Here is an 18254-nt window from a genome sequence, read left to right on the forward strand (position 1 = left end):
GCATATGCTTGTATGTACAAGTAAAGACGTATGCGTATGAGTCGTCCGAGACTCTCCGCAGCGTCCACTGATTCGCTTGTCGCGCAGCACAGCGCGCAGGCTGCTGCCCACTGCCAGGGTTGGTTTGAATTGATCGCTGAGGAGTCTTTTTCGTGACTGACAATACCCAGAACAGCAACAAGTTTCGTGACGTGCAGATCCGCGCCGCACGCGGTAACACGCTGACCGCCAAGAGCTGGCTGACCGAAGCGCCGCTGCGCATGTTGATGAACAATCTCGACCCGGAAGTCGCCGAGAACCCGAAAGAACTGGTGGTCTATGGTGGCATCGGCCGCGCTGCGCGGAACTGGGAGTGCTACGACAAGATCGTTGAAAGCCTGACTAATCTGAACGACGACGAAACCCTGCTGGTGCAGTCGGGCAAGCCGGTCGGCGTATTCAAGACCCATAGCAACGCGCCGCGCGTGCTGATCGCCAACTCCAACCTGGTGCCGCACTGGGCGAGCTGGGAACACTTCAACGAACTCGACGCCAAAGGCCTGGCCATGTACGGCCAGATGACCGCCGGCAGCTGGATCTACATCGGCAGCCAGGGCATCGTTCAGGGCACCTACGAAACCTTCGTCGAAGCCGGGCGCCAGCATTACAACGCCGACCTCAAGGGGCGCTGGGTGCTCACCGCCGGCCTCGGTGGCATGGGCGGCGCACAACCGCTGGCCGCCACCCTGGCCGGCGCCTGCTCGCTGAACATCGAATGCCAGCAGGTCAGCATCGATTTCCGCCTGAAAAGCCGTTACGTCGATGAGCAAGCCAAAGACCTCGACGACGCTCTGGCGCGCATCGACAAATACACCAAAGAAGGCAAAGCGATTTCCATCGCCCTGCTCGGCAACGCGGCGGAAATCCTGCCGGAACTGGTCAAGCGCGGCGTGCGCCCGGACATGGTCACCGACCAGACCAGCGCCCACGACCCGCTCAACGGCTACCTGCCGGCCGGCTGGAGCTGGGACGAGTACCGCGCCCGCGCCAAGACCGAACCAGCCGCTGTGATCAAAGCCGCGAAGCAGTCGATGGCGGTGCACGTCAAAGCCATGCTGGAGTTCCAGAAGCAAGGCATCCCGACCTTCGACTACGGCAACAACATCCGTCAGATGGCTCAGGAAGAAGGCGTCGAAAACGCTTTCGATTTCCCGGGCTTCGTGCCGGCCTACATCCGTCCGCTGTTCTGCCGTGGTATCGGCCCGTTCCGTTGGGCGGCATTGTCGGGTGATCCGCAGGACATCTACAAAACCGACGCCAAGGTCAAAGAGCTGATCCCGGACGACGCGCACCTGCACAACTGGCTGGACATGGCCCGTGAGCGCATCAGCTTCCAGGGTCTGCCGGCGCGTATCTGCTGGGTCGGTCTGGGCCAGCGCGCCAAGCTCGGTCTGGCGTTCAATGAAATGGTCCGTAGCGGTGAGCTGTCGGCACCCGTGGTGATCGGCCGCGACCACCTCGACTCCGGCTCGGTCGCCAGCCCGAACCGCGAAACCGAATCGATGCAGGACGGTTCCGACGCCGTCTCCGACTGGCCGCTGCTCAACGCACTGCTGAACACCGCCAGCGGCGCGACCTGGGTCTCCTTGCACCACGGCGGCGGCGTCGGCATGGGCTTCTCGCAGCATTCGGGGATGGTGATCGTCTGCGACGGTACTGACGAAGCCGCCGAGCGCATCGCTCGCGTGCTGCACAACGACCCGGCGACTGGCGTCATGCGCCATGCCGATGCCGGTTACCAGATTGCCATCGACTGTGCGAAAGAGCAGGGGCTGAATCTGCCGATGATCACTGATGGCAAGTAATACGCTTTTGCTTCATGTGGGAGCGAGCTTGCTCGCGAAGAGGCCGGCACAGTCAACATTCGTGTCGGCAGACAGATTGCTTTCGCGAGCAAGCTCGCTCCCACAGAAAAGCAGCTCCACCGATGCTCAGTGAACCCGAATAGCAATCCACAGAGGTTGAATCATGGCGGTTAACAACGAACGTGCAGGCAGTACTCCGTTGATCGAAAGGCGTTCGATCGACTACATCCCGGAAGCGGAAAGACACGGTCGTCTGTTCAGTCAGTTCACCCTGTGGATGGGCGCCAACCTGCAGATCACCGCGATCGTCACTGGGGCCTTGGCCGTGGTGCTCGGCGGTGATGTGTTCTGGTCGTTGATCGGTCTGTTGATCGGCCAACTGCTCGGCGGTGGTGTGATGGCGCTGCATGCCGCGCAAGGGCCGAAACTGGGCTTGCCGCAGATGATCTCCAGTCGTGTGCAATTCGGCGTTTATGGCGCTGCGATTCCGATCGTGCTGGTATGCCTGATGTACCTGGGTTTCACCGCCACCGGTACGGTGCTCTCCGGGCAGGCGCTGGGGCAGTTGTTCGGTGTCAGCGACAGTGTTGGCATCCTGATTTTCGCCAGTGTCATCGTGCTGGTCACGGTGCTCGGTTATCGGGTAATCCACTGGATCGGCCGCGTCGCCAGCGTGATTGGCGTGATCGCTTTTGTGTTCCTGTTCTGGCGGCTGATGAGCCAGACCGACGTTGGTGCGCTCCTGCAGATTCGTCATTTCAGCTGGAGCAGCTTTCTGCTGGCGGTTTCGTTGGCGGCGTCCTGGCAGATCGCTTTCGGCCCGTATGTAGCGGACTACTCGCGTTACCTGCCGAGCGCCACTTCATCGGTGAAAACCTTTTTCGCCGCTGGCGCAGGTTCGGTGATCGGCGCCCAGGTGGCGATGATCCTCGGTGTGTTTGCCGCCGCTTCAGCCAACGGTCAATTCGCTGGCCATGAAGTCGCCTACATCGTCGGGCTCGGCGGTACCGGCGCCACTGCCGCGCTGCTGTATTTCAGTATCGCGTTCGGCAAGGTGACCATCTCGACGCTGAACTCCTACGGCAGCTTCATGTGCATCGCCACCATCATCAGTGGCTTCAAAGGGCACCTGACGGTTACGCGCATGCAGCGGTTGGTCTTCGTGCTGTTCATCGTCGGCGCGGCGACGCTGATTGCCCTGCTCGGGCAGCACTCGTTCCTCGGTGCGTTCAAGTCGTTCATCCTGTTTCTGCTCGCCTTCTTCACCCCGTGGAGCGCGATCAATCTGGTCGACTACTACTGCATCACCCGCGAGCGTTACGACGTGCCGGCGCTGGCCGATCCGAACGGCCGCTACGGCCGCTGGAACCTGCTCGGTATCAGCGTCTACGTGTTCGGCGTGCTGGTGCAGTTGCCGTTCATCTCGACCAAGTTCTACACCGGCCCACTGGTAGCCGCCCTCGGTGATGTCGACATTTCCTGGATCATCGGCCTGGTGCTGCCGGCCGCCGTCTATTACTTCTGCGCAAAGAAATGGCACAGCGCAGTGCCCGATCGCCTGATTCTGCCGGTCGAGCAGAACAGCACCCAACAAGCAAAAACGAGCGGGGCCGGTCGCGCTGCGGCGCAGGCCTGATCTGGACGTGGACCAGGCTGGATGCCTCTTGAACTGCCGTAAGCCCATTCATGATTAGGAGCGTCACGACAATGAAATCGAACAAGACCCTGCTGACCACATTGCTGTCCATGGGCCTGTTGGCCAGTGCCGGTGCGACGCAAGCCGCCGGCTGGTGCGAATCGGGCAAACCGGTGAAATTCGCCGGGCTGAACTGGGAGAGCGGCATGCTCCTGACCGACGTTATGCAAGTGGTGCTGGAGAAAGGTTACGGCTGCAAGACCGACAGCCTGCCGGGCAATTCCATCACCATGGAAAACGCCCTGAGCAGCAACGATATTCAAGTGTTCGCCGAAGAGTGGGTCGGCCGTAGCGAGGTCTGGAACAAGGCCGAGAAGGCCGGCAAGGTCGTCGGTGTCGGCGCACCGGTGGTGGGCGCGGTCGAAGGCTGGTACGTGCCGCGTTACGTGATCGAAGGCGACGCCAAGCGCAAGCTCGAGGCGAAAGCCCCGGACCTGAAAAACATCGCTGATCTGGGCAAGTATTCCGCCGTGTTCAAGGACGCTGAAGAGCCGTCCAAGGGCCGCTTCTATAACTGCCCGGCCGGCTGGACCTGCGAGCTCGACAACAGCGAAATGCTCAAGAGCTACGGTCTGGAAAACAGCTACACCAACTTCCGTCCGGGCACCGGACCTGCGCTGGATGCAGCGGTGCTGTCGAGCTACAAGCGTGGCGAGCCGATCCTCTTCTACTACTGGTCGCCAACGCCGCTGATGGGCCAGATCGATGCAGTCAAACTGGAAGAGAAACCCGGCGTCGACAAGACCGTCAGCATCAAGGTCGGCCTGTCGAAAACCTTCCACGACGAAGCCCCGGAACTGGTCGCCGTGCTGGAAAAGGTCAACCTGCCGATCGACCTGCTCAATCAGAACCTCGGCCGCATGGCCAAGGAACGTATCGAGTCGGCAAAACTGGCGAAAATCTTCCTCAAGGAACATCCTGAAGTCTGGCACGCATGGGTGAGCGACGACGCAGCCAAGAAAATCGACGCGGCCTTGTAGGTCAGGTTTCCCGGCTGCCAGCACGGCAGCCGGACGCTTGATCGCAACCCCTTGATTGAGAGTCCCTTATGTTTCCCGAAAGTTTTACCTTTTCCATCGCCGACTGGGTCAACGGTTGGGTCGATTCGCTGGTGACCAATTACGGCGACGTGTTCCGGCACATCTCCGACACGCTGCTGTGGGCCATCGTCAGTCTCGAAGGTTTGCTGCGTGCGGCGCCGTGGTGGTTGATGCTGGCAATTGTCGGTGTCATCGCCTGGCACGCCACGCGCAAAGTCGTCACCACCGCCGTGATTGTCGGCTTGCTGTTTCTGGTGGGTGCGGTCGGCCTGTGGGACAAGCTCATGCAGACCCTAGCGCTGATGATGGTCGCGACGATCATTTCGGTGCTGATCGGCATCCCGCTGGGGATACTCTCTGCACGCAGCAATCGCCTGCGTTCGGTGCTGATGCCGCTGCTCGACATCATGCAGACCATGCCGAGTTTCGTGTACCTGATTCCGGTGCTGATGCTGTTCGGCCTGGGCAAGGTGCCGGCGATTTTCGCCACGGTGATCTACGCCGCGCCGCCGCTGATTCGCTTGACCGATCTGGGCATTCGCCAGGTCGACGGCGAAGTCATGGAGGCGATCAACGCCTTCGGCGCCAACCGCTGGCAGCAACTGTTCGGCGTGCAACTGCCGCTGGCGCTGCCGAGCATCATGGCCGGGATCAACCAGACCACGATGATGGCCCTGTCGATGGTGGTGATCGCCTCGATGATCGGCGCCCGTGGCCTCGGTGAAGACGTACTGGTGGGGATTCAGACCCTCAACGTCGGCCGTGGTCTCGAAGCCGGGCTGGCGATCGTGATTCTCGCTGTGGTCATCGACCGCATCACTCAAGCGTACGGTCGGCCACGGCACGAGGTGAGCAAATGAGCAACGCAAGCGTGAGCAAGATCGAAGTGCGCAACGTCTTCAAGATTTTCGGCAACCGCGCCAAGGATGCGCTGGCCATGGTCGGCCAGGGCAAGAGCAAGGATCAGGTGCTCAACGAAACCGGTTGCGTGGTCGGCGTGAACGACTTGTCGCTGAGCATCGGCACCGGCGAAATCTTTGTGATCATGGGCCTGTCCGGCTCGGGCAAATCCACCCTGGTACGGCACTTCAATCGCCTGATCGACCCCACCAGCGGGGCGATTCTGGTCGATGGCGAGGACATCCTGCAGTACGACATGGACGCCCTGCGCGAATTTCGTCGACACAAGATCAGCATGGTGTTCCAGAGCTTCGGTCTGCTGCCGCACAAAACCGTGCTCGATAACGTCGCCTACGGCCTGAAAGTGCGCGGCGAGAGCAAGCAGGTCTGCGCCGAACGCGCGCTGCACTGGATCAACACCGTGGGCCTGAAGGGCTACGAAAACAAATACCCGCACCAGCTCTCCGGCGGCATGCGTCAGCGCGTCGGCCTCGCCCGTGCATTGGCGGCGGACACCGACATCATCCTCATGGACGAAGCGTTCAGTGCGCTGGATCCGCTGATCCGCGCCGAGATGCAGGACCAGTTGCTGGAGCTGCAAAAGACCCTGCACAAAACCATCGTCTTCATCACCCACGACCTCGACGAAGCCGTGCGCATCGGCAATCGCATCGCGATTCTCAAGGATGGCCGGTTGATCCAGGTGGGTACGCCGAGAGAGATCCTGCATTCGCCGGCGGATGAGTATGTCGACCGGTTCGTACAGCGGCGGGCGGCGGTGGTGTGACGCTGAGTGGCCGTTGTGGTGAGGGGATTTATCCCCGTTCGGCTGCGAAGCAGTCGTAAAACCGGCCACTGCGGTCTGTCTGACGGATTTGCGGGCATGGTTTGGGGCGGCTTCGCCACCCAACGGGGATAAATCCCCTCACCACTGGGTTACCGGCATCAACAGAATTGGTATGAGGTTTTAGATGTCCCAGGCTGAAAAAATCGCTATCACAGGCAGCCCTCTGCGTTGGCAGGACGTGGTCGCTGTCGCCCGTCACGGTGCGCCGCTGGAACTGTCCAGCGACACCTGGGCGCGCATCGACAACGCTCAGGCCATCGTTCAGCGCATCGTCGCCAGCGGCGAGCGTGCCTATGGCGTCAACACCGGTCTGGGCGGTCTGTCCAACGTTTCGCTGCAAGACGAACAGCTCAGCCAACTCTCGCGTAACACCCTGCTCAGCCATGCCTGCGGTGTCGGCCCGGTGCTCAGCGACGAGCAGACCCGCGCGATCATCTGCGCCGCGATCCACAACTACAGCCACGGCAAATCCGGCCTGCATCGGCGCGTGGTCGAAGGGCTGCTGGCGCTGCTCAATCGCGGCATCACTCCGCAGGTGCCGTCGCAGGGTTCGGTGGGTTATCTGACGCACATGGCGCACATCGGCATCGCGCTGCTCGGCGTTGGCAATGTCAGCTATCGCGGGCGGATCATTTCGGCGCAACAGGCGCTGGCCGAGGAGGGTCTGCAACCTGTGCAGCTCGGCGCGAAGGATGGCTTGTGTCTGGTCAACGGCACGCCGTGCATGACCGGCCTCAGTTGCCTGGCGATTGCCGACGCTACGCGGCTGTTGCAATGGGCCGATGTCATCGGCGCGATGAGTTTCGAAGCCCAGCGCGGCCAGGTCGATGCCTTCGATGCCGAGATCATTGCGCTCAAGCCGCATCCGGGCATGCAGCAGGTCGGCAACAACCTGCGCGCCTTGCTCGATGGCAGCGAAGTGATCGCCGCGAGCAAAGGCATTCGCACTCAGGACGCGCTGAGCATCCGTTCGATCCCGCAGGTACACGGTGCCGCCCGTGATCAACTCGACCACGCGACCAAACAGGTCGAAGCGGAGCTCAACGGCTGCACCGACAACCCGTTACTGCTGGGCACGCCGGACAATTTCCGGGTGATGTCGCAGGCCAACCCGCACGGTCAATCCGTGGCGATGGCAGCGGATCTGCTGGCGATTGCCATGGCCGAAATCGGCTCGATTGCCGAGCGCCGTCTGGACCGTTTGGTCAATCCGCACGTCAGCGGTCTGCCGGCGTTTCTGGTGGCCAATCCCGGGGTCAACTCGGGGATGATGATCGTGCAATACGTCGCCGCATCGCTGTGTGCGGAAAACCGTCAATTGGCGCAACCGGCGGTGCTCGACAACTACATCACCTCGGGCCTGCAGGAAGATCACCTGAGCATGGGCACCAACGCCGCGCTGAAGCTGCATCGTGCGCTGGAAAACTGCACGCAGATCCTCGCGATTGAATATTTGCTGGCGGCGCAGGCGTTTGAATTCCTCAAGGAACAGCGCTTTGGCGTGGGCACTGACCGCGCGTGGAAACTGCTGCGCGAAACGGTCCCGGCCTACGATCAGGATCGCTGGCTGGCGCCGGATATCGCTGCCGCTGCGACCGTGTTGAAAAACCCGAATCTGCCGCACAACGTCCTACCGAATTTGCACTGACAACTACCCATACCAGCGTGCCAAGGCGTGGATCGTTCACAAGACGAGAAGCGACGGATAACGGAATGCTCCGGAGCGACTGGTAGTTAATAACAATGCCTGACAGGAGCATTTTAATGACTGCGCTGAACCTGATCCCCGGCCAACTGAGCCTGGCCCAACTGCGTGACGTCTACCAGCATCCGGTCACCTTGACCCTCGACAACAGCGCCAGCGCGCAGATCGAGGCCAGCGTCGCCTGCGTCGAGCAGATCCTTGCCGAGAACCGCACCGCCTACGGCATCAACACCGGTTTCGGTCTGCTGGCCTCGACGCGCATCGCCAGCGAAGACCTGGAAAACCTGCAGCGTTCGCTGGTGCTCTCGCACGCGGCCGGCGTCGGCCAGCCGATCAGCGATGAGCTGGTGCGACTGATCATGGTGCTCAAGGTCAACAGCCTCAGCCGCGGTTTTTCCGGCATCCGTCGGCAGGTGATCGATGCGCTGATCGCGCTGATCAATGCCGAGGTCTATCCGCACATTCCGCTGAAAGGTTCGGTCGGTGCGTCGGGGGATCTGGCGCCGTTGGCGCACATGTCGCTGGTGCTGCTGGGCGAGGGCAAGGCCCGCTACAAGGGCGAATGGCTTGAGGCCACCGAAGCGCTGAAAGTCGCCGGCCTGGCGCCGCTGACGTTAGCGGCTAAAGAAGGTCTGGCGCTGCTCAACGGTACCCAGGTTTCCACGGCGTTTGCCCTGCGCGGTTTGTTCGAAGGCGAAGATCTGTTTGCCGGTGCCCTGGCGCTGGGCAGTCTTACTGTTGAAGCCGTGCTCGGTTCGCGCTCGCCGTTCGACGCGCGCATTCACGCTGCACGTGGGCAGAAAGGTCAGATCGACGCCGCTGCCGCGTACCGCGATCTGCTCGGTGAGCGCAGCGAAGTCTCCGCCTCGCATCAGAACTGCGACAAGGTCCAGGACCCGTACTCGCTGCGCTGCCAGCCGCAAGTCATGGGCGCCTGCCTGACCCAGTTCCGTCAGGCCGCTGAAGTGCTGGCAGTGGAAGCCAACGCGGTTTCCGACAACCCGCTGGTATTCGCCGCTGAAGGCGACGTGATTTCCGGCGGCAACTTCCACGCCGAGCCGGTGGCCATGGCCGCTGACAACATGGCCCTGGCCATCGCTGAAATCGGCTCGCTGAGCGAACGCCGCATCTCGCTGATGATGGACAAGCACATGTCGCAACTGCCGCCGTTCCTGGTGGCCAATGGCGGGGTGAACTCCGGTTTCATGATCGCCCAGGTCACCGCTGCGGCGCTGGCCAGCGAAAACAAGGCGTTGTCCCACCCGCATTCGGTGGACAGCCTGCCGACCTCAGCCAACCAAGAAGACCACGTGTCGATGGCCCCGGCCGCCGGCAAGCGGCTGTGGGAAATGGCTGAGAACACTCGCGGCATTCTCGCCGTGGAATGGCTGGCGGCGGTGCAGGGCCTGGATCTGCGCAACGGTCTGAAGACCTCGCCGAAGCTGGAACAGGCACGGGCGATTTTGCGCAAGGAAGTGCCGTTCTATGAAAAGGACCGCTTCTTTGCGCCGGACATCAATGCGGCGACTGAATTGCTGGCGTCGCGGTGCTTGACCCAGCTTGTCGCTGGGCAGTTGTTGCCTAGTTTGTAAGCGCTTTACGGGGAGATTTGTATTGTTAGTGAAATCGCTCCCCCTCACCCCAGCCCTCTCCCCCAAGGGGGAGAGGGGGAAGGGAGCCGATCTTCATTGTTTTCGCAACGTGAGTTCGGCTGAGAAATTTCAGGTCGGCATATCTCGACGGAACAACACGGTCAGTCCCCTCTCCCTCTGGGAGAGGGCTAGGGTGAGGGGCTTTTGAGGCTGCTCACCATACAAACCCAAACGGAGGCCAACAGTGAAAACCCTCTGGCAACACTGCCACGTCGCAACCATGGCCAACGGCGCCTATTCGATCATCGAGGATGCCGCGATCGTGACGTCCGGCACGCTGATCGAGTGGATCGGCCCGCGCACTCAATTGCCGTCCGGCGAATACCCGGCGGTCAATGATTTGCAGGGTGCGTGGGTCACCCCCGGTCTGATCGACTGCCACACCCACACCGTGTTCGGCGGCAACCGCAGCGGCGAATTCGAGCAGCGCCTGCAAGGCCTCAGCTATGCCGAGATCGCCGCGCAGGGCGGCGGCATCGCCAGCACCGTGCGCGCCACTCGCGAAGCCACTGAGGACGAGCTGTTCGCCAGCGCCGCCAAACGCCTGAAAAGTCTGATGCGCGACGGCGTGACCACGGTGGAAATGAAATCCGGCTACGGTCTCGATCTGGCCAACGAGCGCAAGCTGCTGCGGGTCATCCGGCGCCTGGCCGAAGAGCTGCCGATCAGCGTGCACAGCACTTGCCTGGCGGCGCACGCCTTGCCGCCGGAGTACAAGGATCGCGCCGACGACTACATCGATCTGGTCTGCGAGCAGATGCTCCCGGCCCTTGCCGCCGAAGGTCTGGTCGATGCCGTGGATGCGTTCTGCGAATACCTGGCGTTTTCGCCGGAGCAGGTCGAGCGGGTGTTCGTCGCCGCGCAACAACTCGGTCTGCCGGTGAAACTTCATGCCGAGCAATTGTCCTCGCTGCACGGCTCCAGCCTCGCCGCGCGCTACAAAGCCTTGTCCGCCGATCATCTGGAGTTCATGGACGAGGACGATGCCATCGCCATGGCCGCCGCCGACACCGTCGCCGTACTGCTGCCAGGCGCGTTCTACTTCTTGCGCGAAACCCAGTTGCCGCCGATGGAAGCGCTGCGCAAGCACAAGGTGAAAATCGCCATCGCCAGCGACCTCAACCCCGGCACCTCGCCGGCGCTGTCGTTGCGTCTGATGCTGAACATGGCCTGCACCTGTTTCCGCATGACCCCGGAAGAAGCTCTGGCCGGGGCGACCATCCATGCCGCGCAGGCGCTGGGCATGGCGCAGACCCATGGCTCGCTGGAGGTTGGCAAGGTCGCCGACTTTGTCGCGTGGGACATCGAGCGTCCGGCGGATCTGGCCTATTGGCTCGGTGGCGATCTGGACAAGCGCGTCGTGCGTCACGGCGTCGAATCGAATCTGTAGGAGAACGGTTGTGGACAAGGTACTGAATTTCAAACAAGGCCGCGTGCCGCTGCTGATCAGCATGCCCCACGCCGGCGTGCGTCTGACCCCGGCTGTCGAAGCCGGGTTGATCCCCGCCGCGAAGAGTTTGCCGGACACCGACTGGCATATCCCGCAGCTCTACGATTTTGCCGAGGAACTGGGCGCGAGTACCCTGGCGGCTGAGTATTCGCGTTTCGTCATTGACCTCAACCGGCCGTCCGACGACAAGCCGTTGTATGCCGGGGCGACCACCGGGTTGTATCCGGCGACGTTGTTCGACGGCATTCCGTTGTTTCAGCAAGGTCTGGAACCGTCGAAAGAGGAGCGCGCGACTTACCTGGAGCAGATCTGGACGCCGTATCACCGCACCTTGCAGGAGGAACTGGCGCGATTGAAAGCCGAATTCGGCTACGCGCTGTTGTTCGATGCGCACTCGATCCGCTCGATCATCCCGCACCTGTTCGACGGCAAACTGCCAGACTTCAACCTCGGCACCTTCAATGGCGCCAGTTGTGATCCGCAACTGGCTGCTGAACTGGAAGTGACCTGCGCACGGCACGAGCAGTTTACTCATGTGCTCAACGGTCGCTTCAAAGGCGGGCACATCACCCGCCAGTACGGCGACCCGGCGCAGAACATCCACGCCGTGCAGCTGGAACTGTGCCAGTCCACCTACATGGAAGAGTTCGAACCGTTCCGCTACCGCGCCGATCTGGCCGAACCGACGCGGGTGGTGCTCAGGGAATTGCTGCAGGGCTATCTGGCCTGGGCAAAATCTCACTACAGCGCCTAACCGCTGTGGGAGCGAGCCTGCTCGCGAAGGCGTCCGTTCAGCCGACAACCAGGCCGAATGACACACCGCGTTTTGATCGTTCCCACGCTCTGCGTGGGAATGCAGCCCGTGACGCTCCGCGTCACTGGACGCGGAGCGTCCCAAGAGGCGTTCCCACGCAGAGCGTGGGAACGATCAGGCCCCGGAGCATGCTCATTGACGCAAATCGGGTTTATGATGCCCAACGGCAGAATAATACGAGTCCCCCCAGGGATGACCTCGACCCCTTACGGAGCGCGCAATGCAGACTTTGTTTCCGCAGATCAAACCCCACGCCCGGCACGATCTGGCTGTCGATGACACCCATACGCTGTACGTCGATGAAAGCGGCTCGCCGGAAGGATTGCCGGTCGTATTCATCCATGGTGGTCCCGGCGCCGGCTGCGACGCCCAGAGCCGACGCTATTTCGATCCGAATCTGTATCGCATTGTCACCTTCGACCAGCGCGGCTGCGGTCGCTCCACCCCGCACGCCAGCCTGGAAAACAACACCACCTGGGATCTGGTCGAAGACCTTGAGCGCATCCGCAAACACCTGGGCATTGAAAAATGGGTGCTGTTCGGCGGCTCCTGGGGTTCGACCCTGGCGCTGGCCTACGCGCAAACTCACCCGGAGCGGGTCCATGGTCTGATTCTGCGCGGGATCTTTCTCTGCCGTCCGCAGGAAATCGAATGGTTCTATCAGGCCGGCGCCAGCCGTCTGTTCCCCGATTACTGGCAGGACTACATCGCGCCGATCCCGCTGGACGAGCGCGACGACCTGCTCAACGCTTTCCACAAACGCCTGACCGGCAACGATCAGATCGCCCAGATGCATGCGGCCAAGGCGTGGTCGACCTGGGAAGGGCGCACCGCGACCCTGCGCCCGAACCCGCTGGTGGTCGATCGTTTCTCCGAGCCGCAACGCGCGCTGTCGATTGCGCGGATCGAATGCCACTACTTCACCAACAACGCCTTCCTTGAGCCGAACCAGTTGATCCGCGACATGGGCAAGATCGCTCATCTGCCCGGCGTGATCATTCACGGTCGCTACGACGTGATCTGCCCGCTCGACAACGCCTGGGAATTGCACCAGGCCTGGCCGAACAGCGAATTGCAGGTGATCCGCGACGCCGGCCACGCCGCATCCGAGCCGGGCATCACCGATGCGCTGGTGCGCGCCGCGAGCAAAATGGCCCAGCGCCTGCTCGACCTGCCACTCGAAGAAGCATGAAGGCGCTGTTGCAACGCGTACGCGGTGCGCGGGTAGAGGTCGCCGGCGAGGTTGTCGGCGCGGTCGATCAAGGTTTGCTGGTGCTGGTGGCGGTAGAACCCGACGACACGCGTACCAGCGCCGACAAACTTCTGCATAAGCTGCTTAACTATCGGGTATTCAGTGACGCCGAGGGCAAGATGAATCTGTCCCTGGCGGATGTGGGTGGCGGGTTGCTGCTGGTCTCTCAGTTCACCCTCGCCGCCGACACCAGAAGCGGCCTGCGTCCGAGCTTTTCCACGGCTGCACCGCCGGCACTGGGTGAGGAATTGTTCGACCATTTATTGAGCCAGGCGAAACAGGTGCATGGCACTGTGGCATCAGGTAGATTCGGCGCCGATATGCAGGTGCACCTGGTCAACGATGGCCCGGTAACCTTCCTGTTACAGACCTGACAGTGCCTGAAACATGTTTTTCGGCAATTTCGACTGTTTTTAGGCTGTTTTCGCGATAAATACTTTGTTACCCCTGATGCGTTGTCATCCGGGCTACTAGATAATCGCGCGCTGCGGGGATCGACATTCGTTGATCCGTTTTGACTTAGGTAGAGACTTGTCTGGATCCGATTGGGGAATCATTTTGCCCCGGCGGAGTCGGAACAATGCTCGCCAACCTGGCATAAAGATAGCTGGCCGTTGGTTTATTGATCTGTTTTCGGCGAGGGTTGCTCGTGATTGTTAGTCCCTGTAATGCAGCAAAAATGTCTGCCAAACGCATGCGAAGTGCTCTGGTAGCGGGTTCGGCGCTCCTGTGCCTGCTCAGCGCCGGTCAGCTTTGGGCGTTCAATCTTGACGACGTATCGGCCAAGGCCAAAGAGCTGGCCGGGCAGAAGTTCGAAGCCCCGCGCAGCAACCTGCCGAACGAATTCCGCGAAATGAAGTTCGCGGACTATCAGAAGATCCGCTTCCTCACCGAAAAGGCTGAGTGGGCCGATCAGAAGACGCCGTTCAAGCTCTCCTTCTATCACCAGGGTATGCACTTCGATACACCGGTGAAGATCAACGAAATCACCACCAATACCGTCTCGGAGATCAAATACGATCCGAGCCGCTTCGATTTCGGCGATCTGAAATTCGATCCGAAAGCCACCGAACAACTGGGCTATGCCGGTTTCCGTGTGCTGTACCCGATCAACAAGGCCGACAAGCAAGACGAGATCATGACCATGCTCGGCGCGAGTTACTTCCGCGTCGTTGGCAAGGGCCACACCTACGGTCTGTCGGCCCGTGGTCTGGCGATCGATACCGCGCTGCCGTCGGGTGAAGAGTTCCCGCGTTTCCGCGAGTTCTGGATTCAGCAGCCCAAGCCGGGCGACAAGCACCTGGTGATCTTCGCGCTGCTGGATTCGCCGCGTGCCACTGGTGCCTACCGTTTGATCCTGCGTCCAGGCAGCGACACCATCGTCGACGTCAAGGCGCAGATGTTCCTGCGTGACAAGGTCGGCAAACTGGGCATCGCGCCGCTGACCAGCATGTTCCTGTTCGGCGCCAACCAGCCGTCGAAAGTGCTCAACTACCGTCGTGAACTGCACGACTCCAGCGGTCTGTCGATCCATGCCGGCAACGGCGAGTGGATCTGGCGTCCACTGAACAACCCGAAACACCTGGCCGTGAGCAACTTCAGCGTCGAGAACCCGCGTGGTTTCGGTCTGCTGCAGCGTGGCCGTGATTTCAGCCACTACGAAGACCTCGACGACCGCTACGACAAGCGCCCAAGCGCCTGGATCGAGCCGAAGGGCGAGTGGGGCAAGGGTACTGTCGATCTGGTAGAGATTCCGACCGCTGACGAAACCAACGACAACATCGTTGCGTTCTGGAGCCCGGAAAAAATGCCGGAGCCAGGCCAGCCGCTGGACTTCGCCTACCGCATGCACTGGACCATGGACGAAGCAGCACTCCATGCGCCGGACAGCGCCTGGGTGGCACAGACCCTGCGTTCGACCGGTGACGTCAAGCAATCGAACCTGATCCGTCAGCCCGATGGCAGCGTCGCCTATCTGGTCGACTTCGAAGGTCCATCGCTGGCGGCCTTGACGCCGGATGCCGACGTGCGCAGTCAGGTCAGCGTCGGTGACAACGCCGAACTGGTCGAGAACAGCGTGCGCTACAACCCGGAAACCAAGGGCTGGCGTTTGACCCTGCGGATGAAGATCAAGGATCCGAGCAAAGCGACCGAGATGCGCGCCGCCCTGGTTCAGCCGGTAGTCACCGCAGATCTGGGCAAATCGGTGCCGGCGTCCAATTCGTCGGTTGCCAAGGCTGACAAGGTTGCCGCCAAGCAACAGGAAAAACTCGACAAGGAAGCCAAGGCCGCCGAAGCCAAACAGGCTGAAGCCAAGCCTGCAGCCGACGCCAAGGACAAGGCCAACAAAGACGCCAAGCAGCCAGTCGCTGCCGACGCGGCCCCAGCCACACCGGAATCGGCGCCGACTGAAGAAGTCCTGACCGAGACCTGGAGCTATCAGTTGCCTGCCGATGAGTAATTCACCAGTACAGCCAGAGACTCTGTCCGAGTATCTGGCGCATCTGCCGATGACCGACGAGCAACGCGCGGAACTCGCGGGTTGCCAGTCGTTCAGCGAGCTGCATGAACGCCTGTCGTCCTCGACATTCGACGCCCCTGCCGAAGCCGCCCAGGCTTCGGTGGGCAAGCGTCTGACCCTGAGCACTGCCGAAGAACTGGCTGAAGCGGAAATGCTGATGCTCGACGCCAGTGGTCGGGTCAGCCTCAAGGCGACCCCGCCGATCCGCCGCACCAAGGTCGTGCCGGAGCCATGGCGCACCAATATCCTGGTGCGTGGCTGGCGCCGTCTGACCGGGCGCACCAACCCGCCGCAGCCGCCGAAGGACGCCAATGTCCTGCCGGCCGCGCGCTGGCGCACGGTCGGCTCGATCCGCCGCTACATTCTGTTGCTGCTGATGCTCGGCCAGACCATCGTTGCCGGTTGGTACATGAAAGGCATCATGCCGTACCAGGGCTGGTCGTTCGTCGATCTGGAAGAAGTCCTGCATCAACCGCTGCTGCAAACCGCCACGCAAGTGCTGCCGTATGCGCTGCAAACCAGCATCCTGATTCTGTTCGGGATTCTGTTCTGCTGGGTCTCGGCCGGTTTCTGGACCGCGCTGATGGGCTTCCTCGAGCTGCTTACTGGCCACGATAAATACCGTATCTCCGGGAAAAGCGCCGGTAATGAGCCGATTCCGAAAGATGCGCGTACTGCGCTGGTGATGCCGATCTGCAACGAAGACGTGCCGCGTGTATTCGCCGGTCTGCGTGCGACGTTCGAATCAGTCGCGGCCACCGGTGATCTGGATCGCTTCGACTTCTTCGTCCTCAGTGACAGTAACGACACCGATATCTGCGTCGCCGAGCAACAGGCCTGGCTGGATGTCTGCCGCGAAGCCAAAGGCTTCGGCAAGATCTTCTATCGCCGTCGTCGCCGTCGTGTGAAACGCAAGAGCGGCAACCTCGACGACTTCTGCCGTCGTTGGGGCGGTGACTACAAGTACATGGTCGTGCTCGACGCCGACTCGGTGATGAGCGGCGAGTGCCTGACCAGTCTGGTGCGCCTGATGGAAGCCACGCCGGACGCCGGGATCATCCAGACCGCGCCACGTGCGTCGGGCATGGACACCCTGTATGCGCGGATGCAGCAGTTTGCGACCCGCGTGTACGGCCCGCTGTTTACTGCCGGTCTGCACTTCTGGCAGTTGGGTGAATCCCACTATTGGGGTCACAACGCGATCATCCGCATGAAGCCGTTCATCGACCACTGCGCTCTCGCGCCGTTGCCGGGTAAAGGCGCGTTCTCCGGTGCAATCCTTTCCCACGACTTCGTCGAAGCTGCGCTGATGCGCCGTGCCGGCTGGGGCGTGTGGATTGCCTACGACCTGCCGGGCAGTTACGAAGAGTTGCCGCCGAACCTGCTCGACGAGCTCAAGCGTGACCGTCGCTGGTGCCACGGTAACCTGATGAACTTCCGCCTGTTCCTGGTCAAGGGCATGCACCCGGTGCACCGCGCGGTGTTCCTCACCGGCGTGATGTCCTACCTGTCGGCGCCGTTGTGGTTCTTCTTCCTGGTGTTGTCGACCGCGCTGCTGGCGGTGAACACGCTGATGGAGCCGCAGTACTTCCTCGAACCGCGCCAGCTCTATCCGCTGTGGCCACAATGGCACCCGGACAAGGCCATCGCGCTGTTCTCGACGACCATCGTGCTGCTGTTCCTGCCGAAGCTGTTGAGCATCATCCTGATCTGGGCCAAGGGCGCGAAAGAGTTCGGCGGCAAGTTCAAGGTGACCCTGTCGATGCTGCTGGAGATGCTGTTCTCCATGCTGCTGGCGCCGGTGCGGATGATTTTCCACACCCGCTTCGTCCTCGCCGCGTTCCTCGGCTGGGCCGCGACCTGGAACTCGCCGCAGCGTGACGACGACTCGACGCCGTGGAGCGAAGCGGTCAAGCGCCACGGTCCGCAGACGTTGCTGGGCTTCTTGTGGGCGCTGCTGGTGATCTGGCTGAACCCGAGCTTCCTCTGGTGGCTGGTGCCGATCGTCGGTTCGCTGATGCTGTCGATCCCCGTATCGGTGATCTCCAGCCGTGTCGGCCTTGGTCTGAAGACCCGTGACGAGAGCCTGTTCCTCATCCCCGAGGAATACAATCCGCCACAGGCCTTGCTGGCAACCGATCAGTACACCCACGAGAACCGCTATCACGCCCTCAACGACGGCTTCGTCCGCGCCGTGGTCGATCCACAGCAGAACGCCCTGGCGTGCTCGCTGGCGACTTCGCGTCACGGTCAGGCCGAGCCGATCGAGTGGCTGCGTCAGGAACGTGTGCGCCACGCGATCAAGGTCGGCCCGGCCGGGCTGAACAACCATGATCGCCTGCAACTGCTTAGCGACCCTGTCGCACTGGCACGCCTGCACGAGCAGGTCTGGGCCGAAGGTCACGCTGAGTGGCTGGACGCCTGGCGCGCTTCGGTGAAAGCCGATCCGCACGCGCCGTTGCTGCCGCTGCGACCGGTGAGCCTGCAGGCTCAGCCGGCCTGATGAGAAAACCCCGCTGATTCAGCGGGGTTT

General features: G+C 61.7%; 13 protein-coding genes. All 13 read left to right on the forward strand.

From position 1 onward, the window contains the following. The first annotated feature begins 152 nt into the window (after positions 1 to 152). Entirely contained in the window at positions 153 to 1844 is a 1692-nt protein-coding gene (gene hutU / locus AAEZ10_RS12335) for a urocanate hydratase (RefSeq protein WP_122705159.1), read from the forward strand. Between the two features lie 163 nt (positions 1845 to 2007). Further along, positions 2008 to 3480 (forward strand): purine-cytosine permease family protein, encoded by a 1473-nt coding sequence (locus AAEZ10_RS12340; RefSeq protein ID WP_350569379.1) that lies wholly within the window; start codon positions 2008 to 2010, stop codon positions 3478 to 3480. 71 nt (positions 3481 to 3551) lie between these two features. Continuing rightward, complete coding sequence (locus AAEZ10_RS12345) at positions 3552 to 4520, forward strand: ABC transporter substrate-binding protein (protein ID WP_041477544.1); 969 nt, start codon at positions 3552 to 3554, stop codon at positions 4518 to 4520. 68 nt (positions 4521 to 4588) lie between these two features. Further along, the gene (locus tag AAEZ10_RS12350; RefSeq protein WP_016772087.1) at positions 4589 to 5440 is read left to right on the forward strand and encodes an ABC transporter permease; all 852 of its coding nucleotides are present in this window, start codon (positions 4589 to 4591) and stop codon (positions 5438 to 5440) included. After that, positions 5437 to 6267, forward strand: a complete 831-nt coding sequence (locus AAEZ10_RS12355) for a quaternary amine ABC transporter ATP-binding protein (protein WP_016772086.1) — start codon at positions 5437 to 5439, stop codon at positions 6265 to 6267. The genes AAEZ10_RS12350 and AAEZ10_RS12355 overlap by 4 nt, the downstream gene beginning before the upstream one ends. Positions 6268 to 6451: 184 nt before the next feature. Continuing rightward, a complete protein-coding gene (gene hutH / locus AAEZ10_RS12360) occupies positions 6452 to 7975 on the forward strand; it encodes a histidine ammonia-lyase (protein WP_122508481.1) in 1524 nt (507 codons plus the stop codon). A gap of 116 nt (positions 7976 to 8091) precedes the next feature. Beyond that, the gene (gene hutH, locus AAEZ10_RS12365) at positions 8092 to 9624 is read left to right on the forward strand and encodes a histidine ammonia-lyase (RefSeq protein WP_350569382.1); all 1533 of its coding nucleotides are present in this window, start codon (positions 8092 to 8094) and stop codon (positions 9622 to 9624) included. Between the two features lie 244 nt (positions 9625 to 9868). Beyond that, positions 9869 to 11074, forward strand: coding sequence for an imidazolonepropionase (gene hutI, locus AAEZ10_RS12370; protein WP_350569384.1), 1206 nt, complete (start codon positions 9869 to 9871; stop codon positions 11072 to 11074). 10 nt (positions 11075 to 11084) lie between these two features. Then, positions 11085 to 11888, forward strand: coding sequence for an N-formylglutamate deformylase (gene hutG, locus AAEZ10_RS12375; protein WP_350569386.1), 804 nt, complete (start codon positions 11085 to 11087; stop codon positions 11886 to 11888). 280 nt (positions 11889 to 12168) lie between these two features. Beyond that, positions 12169 to 13140: a prolyl aminopeptidase gene (gene pip, locus AAEZ10_RS12380; protein ID WP_073471584.1), complete on the forward strand. Its 972-nt coding sequence runs from the start codon at positions 12169 to 12171 to the stop codon at positions 13138 to 13140. Continuing rightward, positions 13137 to 13574: a D-aminoacyl-tRNA deacylase gene (gene dtd, locus AAEZ10_RS12385; protein WP_122881245.1), complete on the forward strand. Its 438-nt coding sequence runs from the start codon at positions 13137 to 13139 to the stop codon at positions 13572 to 13574. Before pip ends, dtd begins: the two co-directional genes overlap by 4 nt. A 305-nt stretch (positions 13575 to 13879) precedes the next feature. Beyond that, positions 13880 to 15661 (forward strand): glucan biosynthesis protein G, encoded by a 1782-nt coding sequence (locus AAEZ10_RS12390; RefSeq protein ID WP_162098724.1) that lies wholly within the window; start codon positions 13880 to 13882, stop codon positions 15659 to 15661. Then, on the forward strand, positions 15654 to 18224 hold the full coding sequence (mdoH, locus tag AAEZ10_RS12395) for a glucans biosynthesis glucosyltransferase MdoH (protein WP_024011251.1): 2571 nt from the start codon (positions 15654 to 15656) through the stop codon (positions 18222 to 18224). Before AAEZ10_RS12390 ends, mdoH begins: the two co-directional genes overlap by 8 nt. Positions 18225 to 18254: the final 30 nt, after the last annotated feature.

This window comes from Pseudomonas sp. H26/SER47-MNA-CIBAN-0231 (assembly GCF_040310465.1).
GTDB lineage: Bacteria > Pseudomonadota > Gammaproteobacteria > Pseudomonadales > Pseudomonadaceae > Aquipseudomonas > Aquipseudomonas atacamensis.

Bases quoted from the DNA above. Each gene is read 5' to 3' on its own strand.
- AAEZ10_RS12340 (WP_350569379.1), top strand. From the start codon at position 2,008: ATGGCGGTTAACAACGAACGTGCAGGCAGTACTCCGTTGATCGAAAGG.
- AAEZ10_RS12345 (WP_041477544.1), top strand. From the start codon at position 3,552: ATGAAATCGAACAAGACCCTGCTGACCACATTGCTGTCCATGGGCCTG.
- AAEZ10_RS12350 (WP_016772087.1), top strand. From the start codon at position 4,589: ATGTTTCCCGAAAGTTTTACCTTTTCCATCGCCGACTGGGTCAACGGT.
- AAEZ10_RS12355 (WP_016772086.1), top strand. From the start codon at position 5,437: ATGAGCAACGCAAGCGTGAGCAAGATCGAAGTGCGCAACGTCTTCAAG.
- hutH (WP_122508481.1), top strand. From the start codon at position 6,452: ATGTCCCAGGCTGAAAAAATCGCTATCACAGGCAGCCCTCTGCGTTGG.
- hutH (WP_350569382.1), top strand. From the start codon at position 8,092: ATGACTGCGCTGAACCTGATCCCCGGCCAACTGAGCCTGGCCCAACTG.
- pip (WP_073471584.1), top strand. From the start codon at position 12,169: ATGCAGACTTTGTTTCCGCAGATCAAACCCCACGCCCGGCACGATCTG.
- dtd (WP_122881245.1), top strand. From the start codon at position 13,137: ATGAAGGCGCTGTTGCAACGCGTACGCGGTGCGCGGGTAGAGGTCGCC.
- AAEZ10_RS12390 (WP_162098724.1), top strand. From the start codon at position 13,880: ATGTCTGCCAAACGCATGCGAAGTGCTCTGGTAGCGGGTTCGGCGCTC.
- mdoH (WP_024011251.1), top strand. From the start codon at position 15,654: ATGAGTAATTCACCAGTACAGCCAGAGACTCTGTCCGAGTATCTGGCG.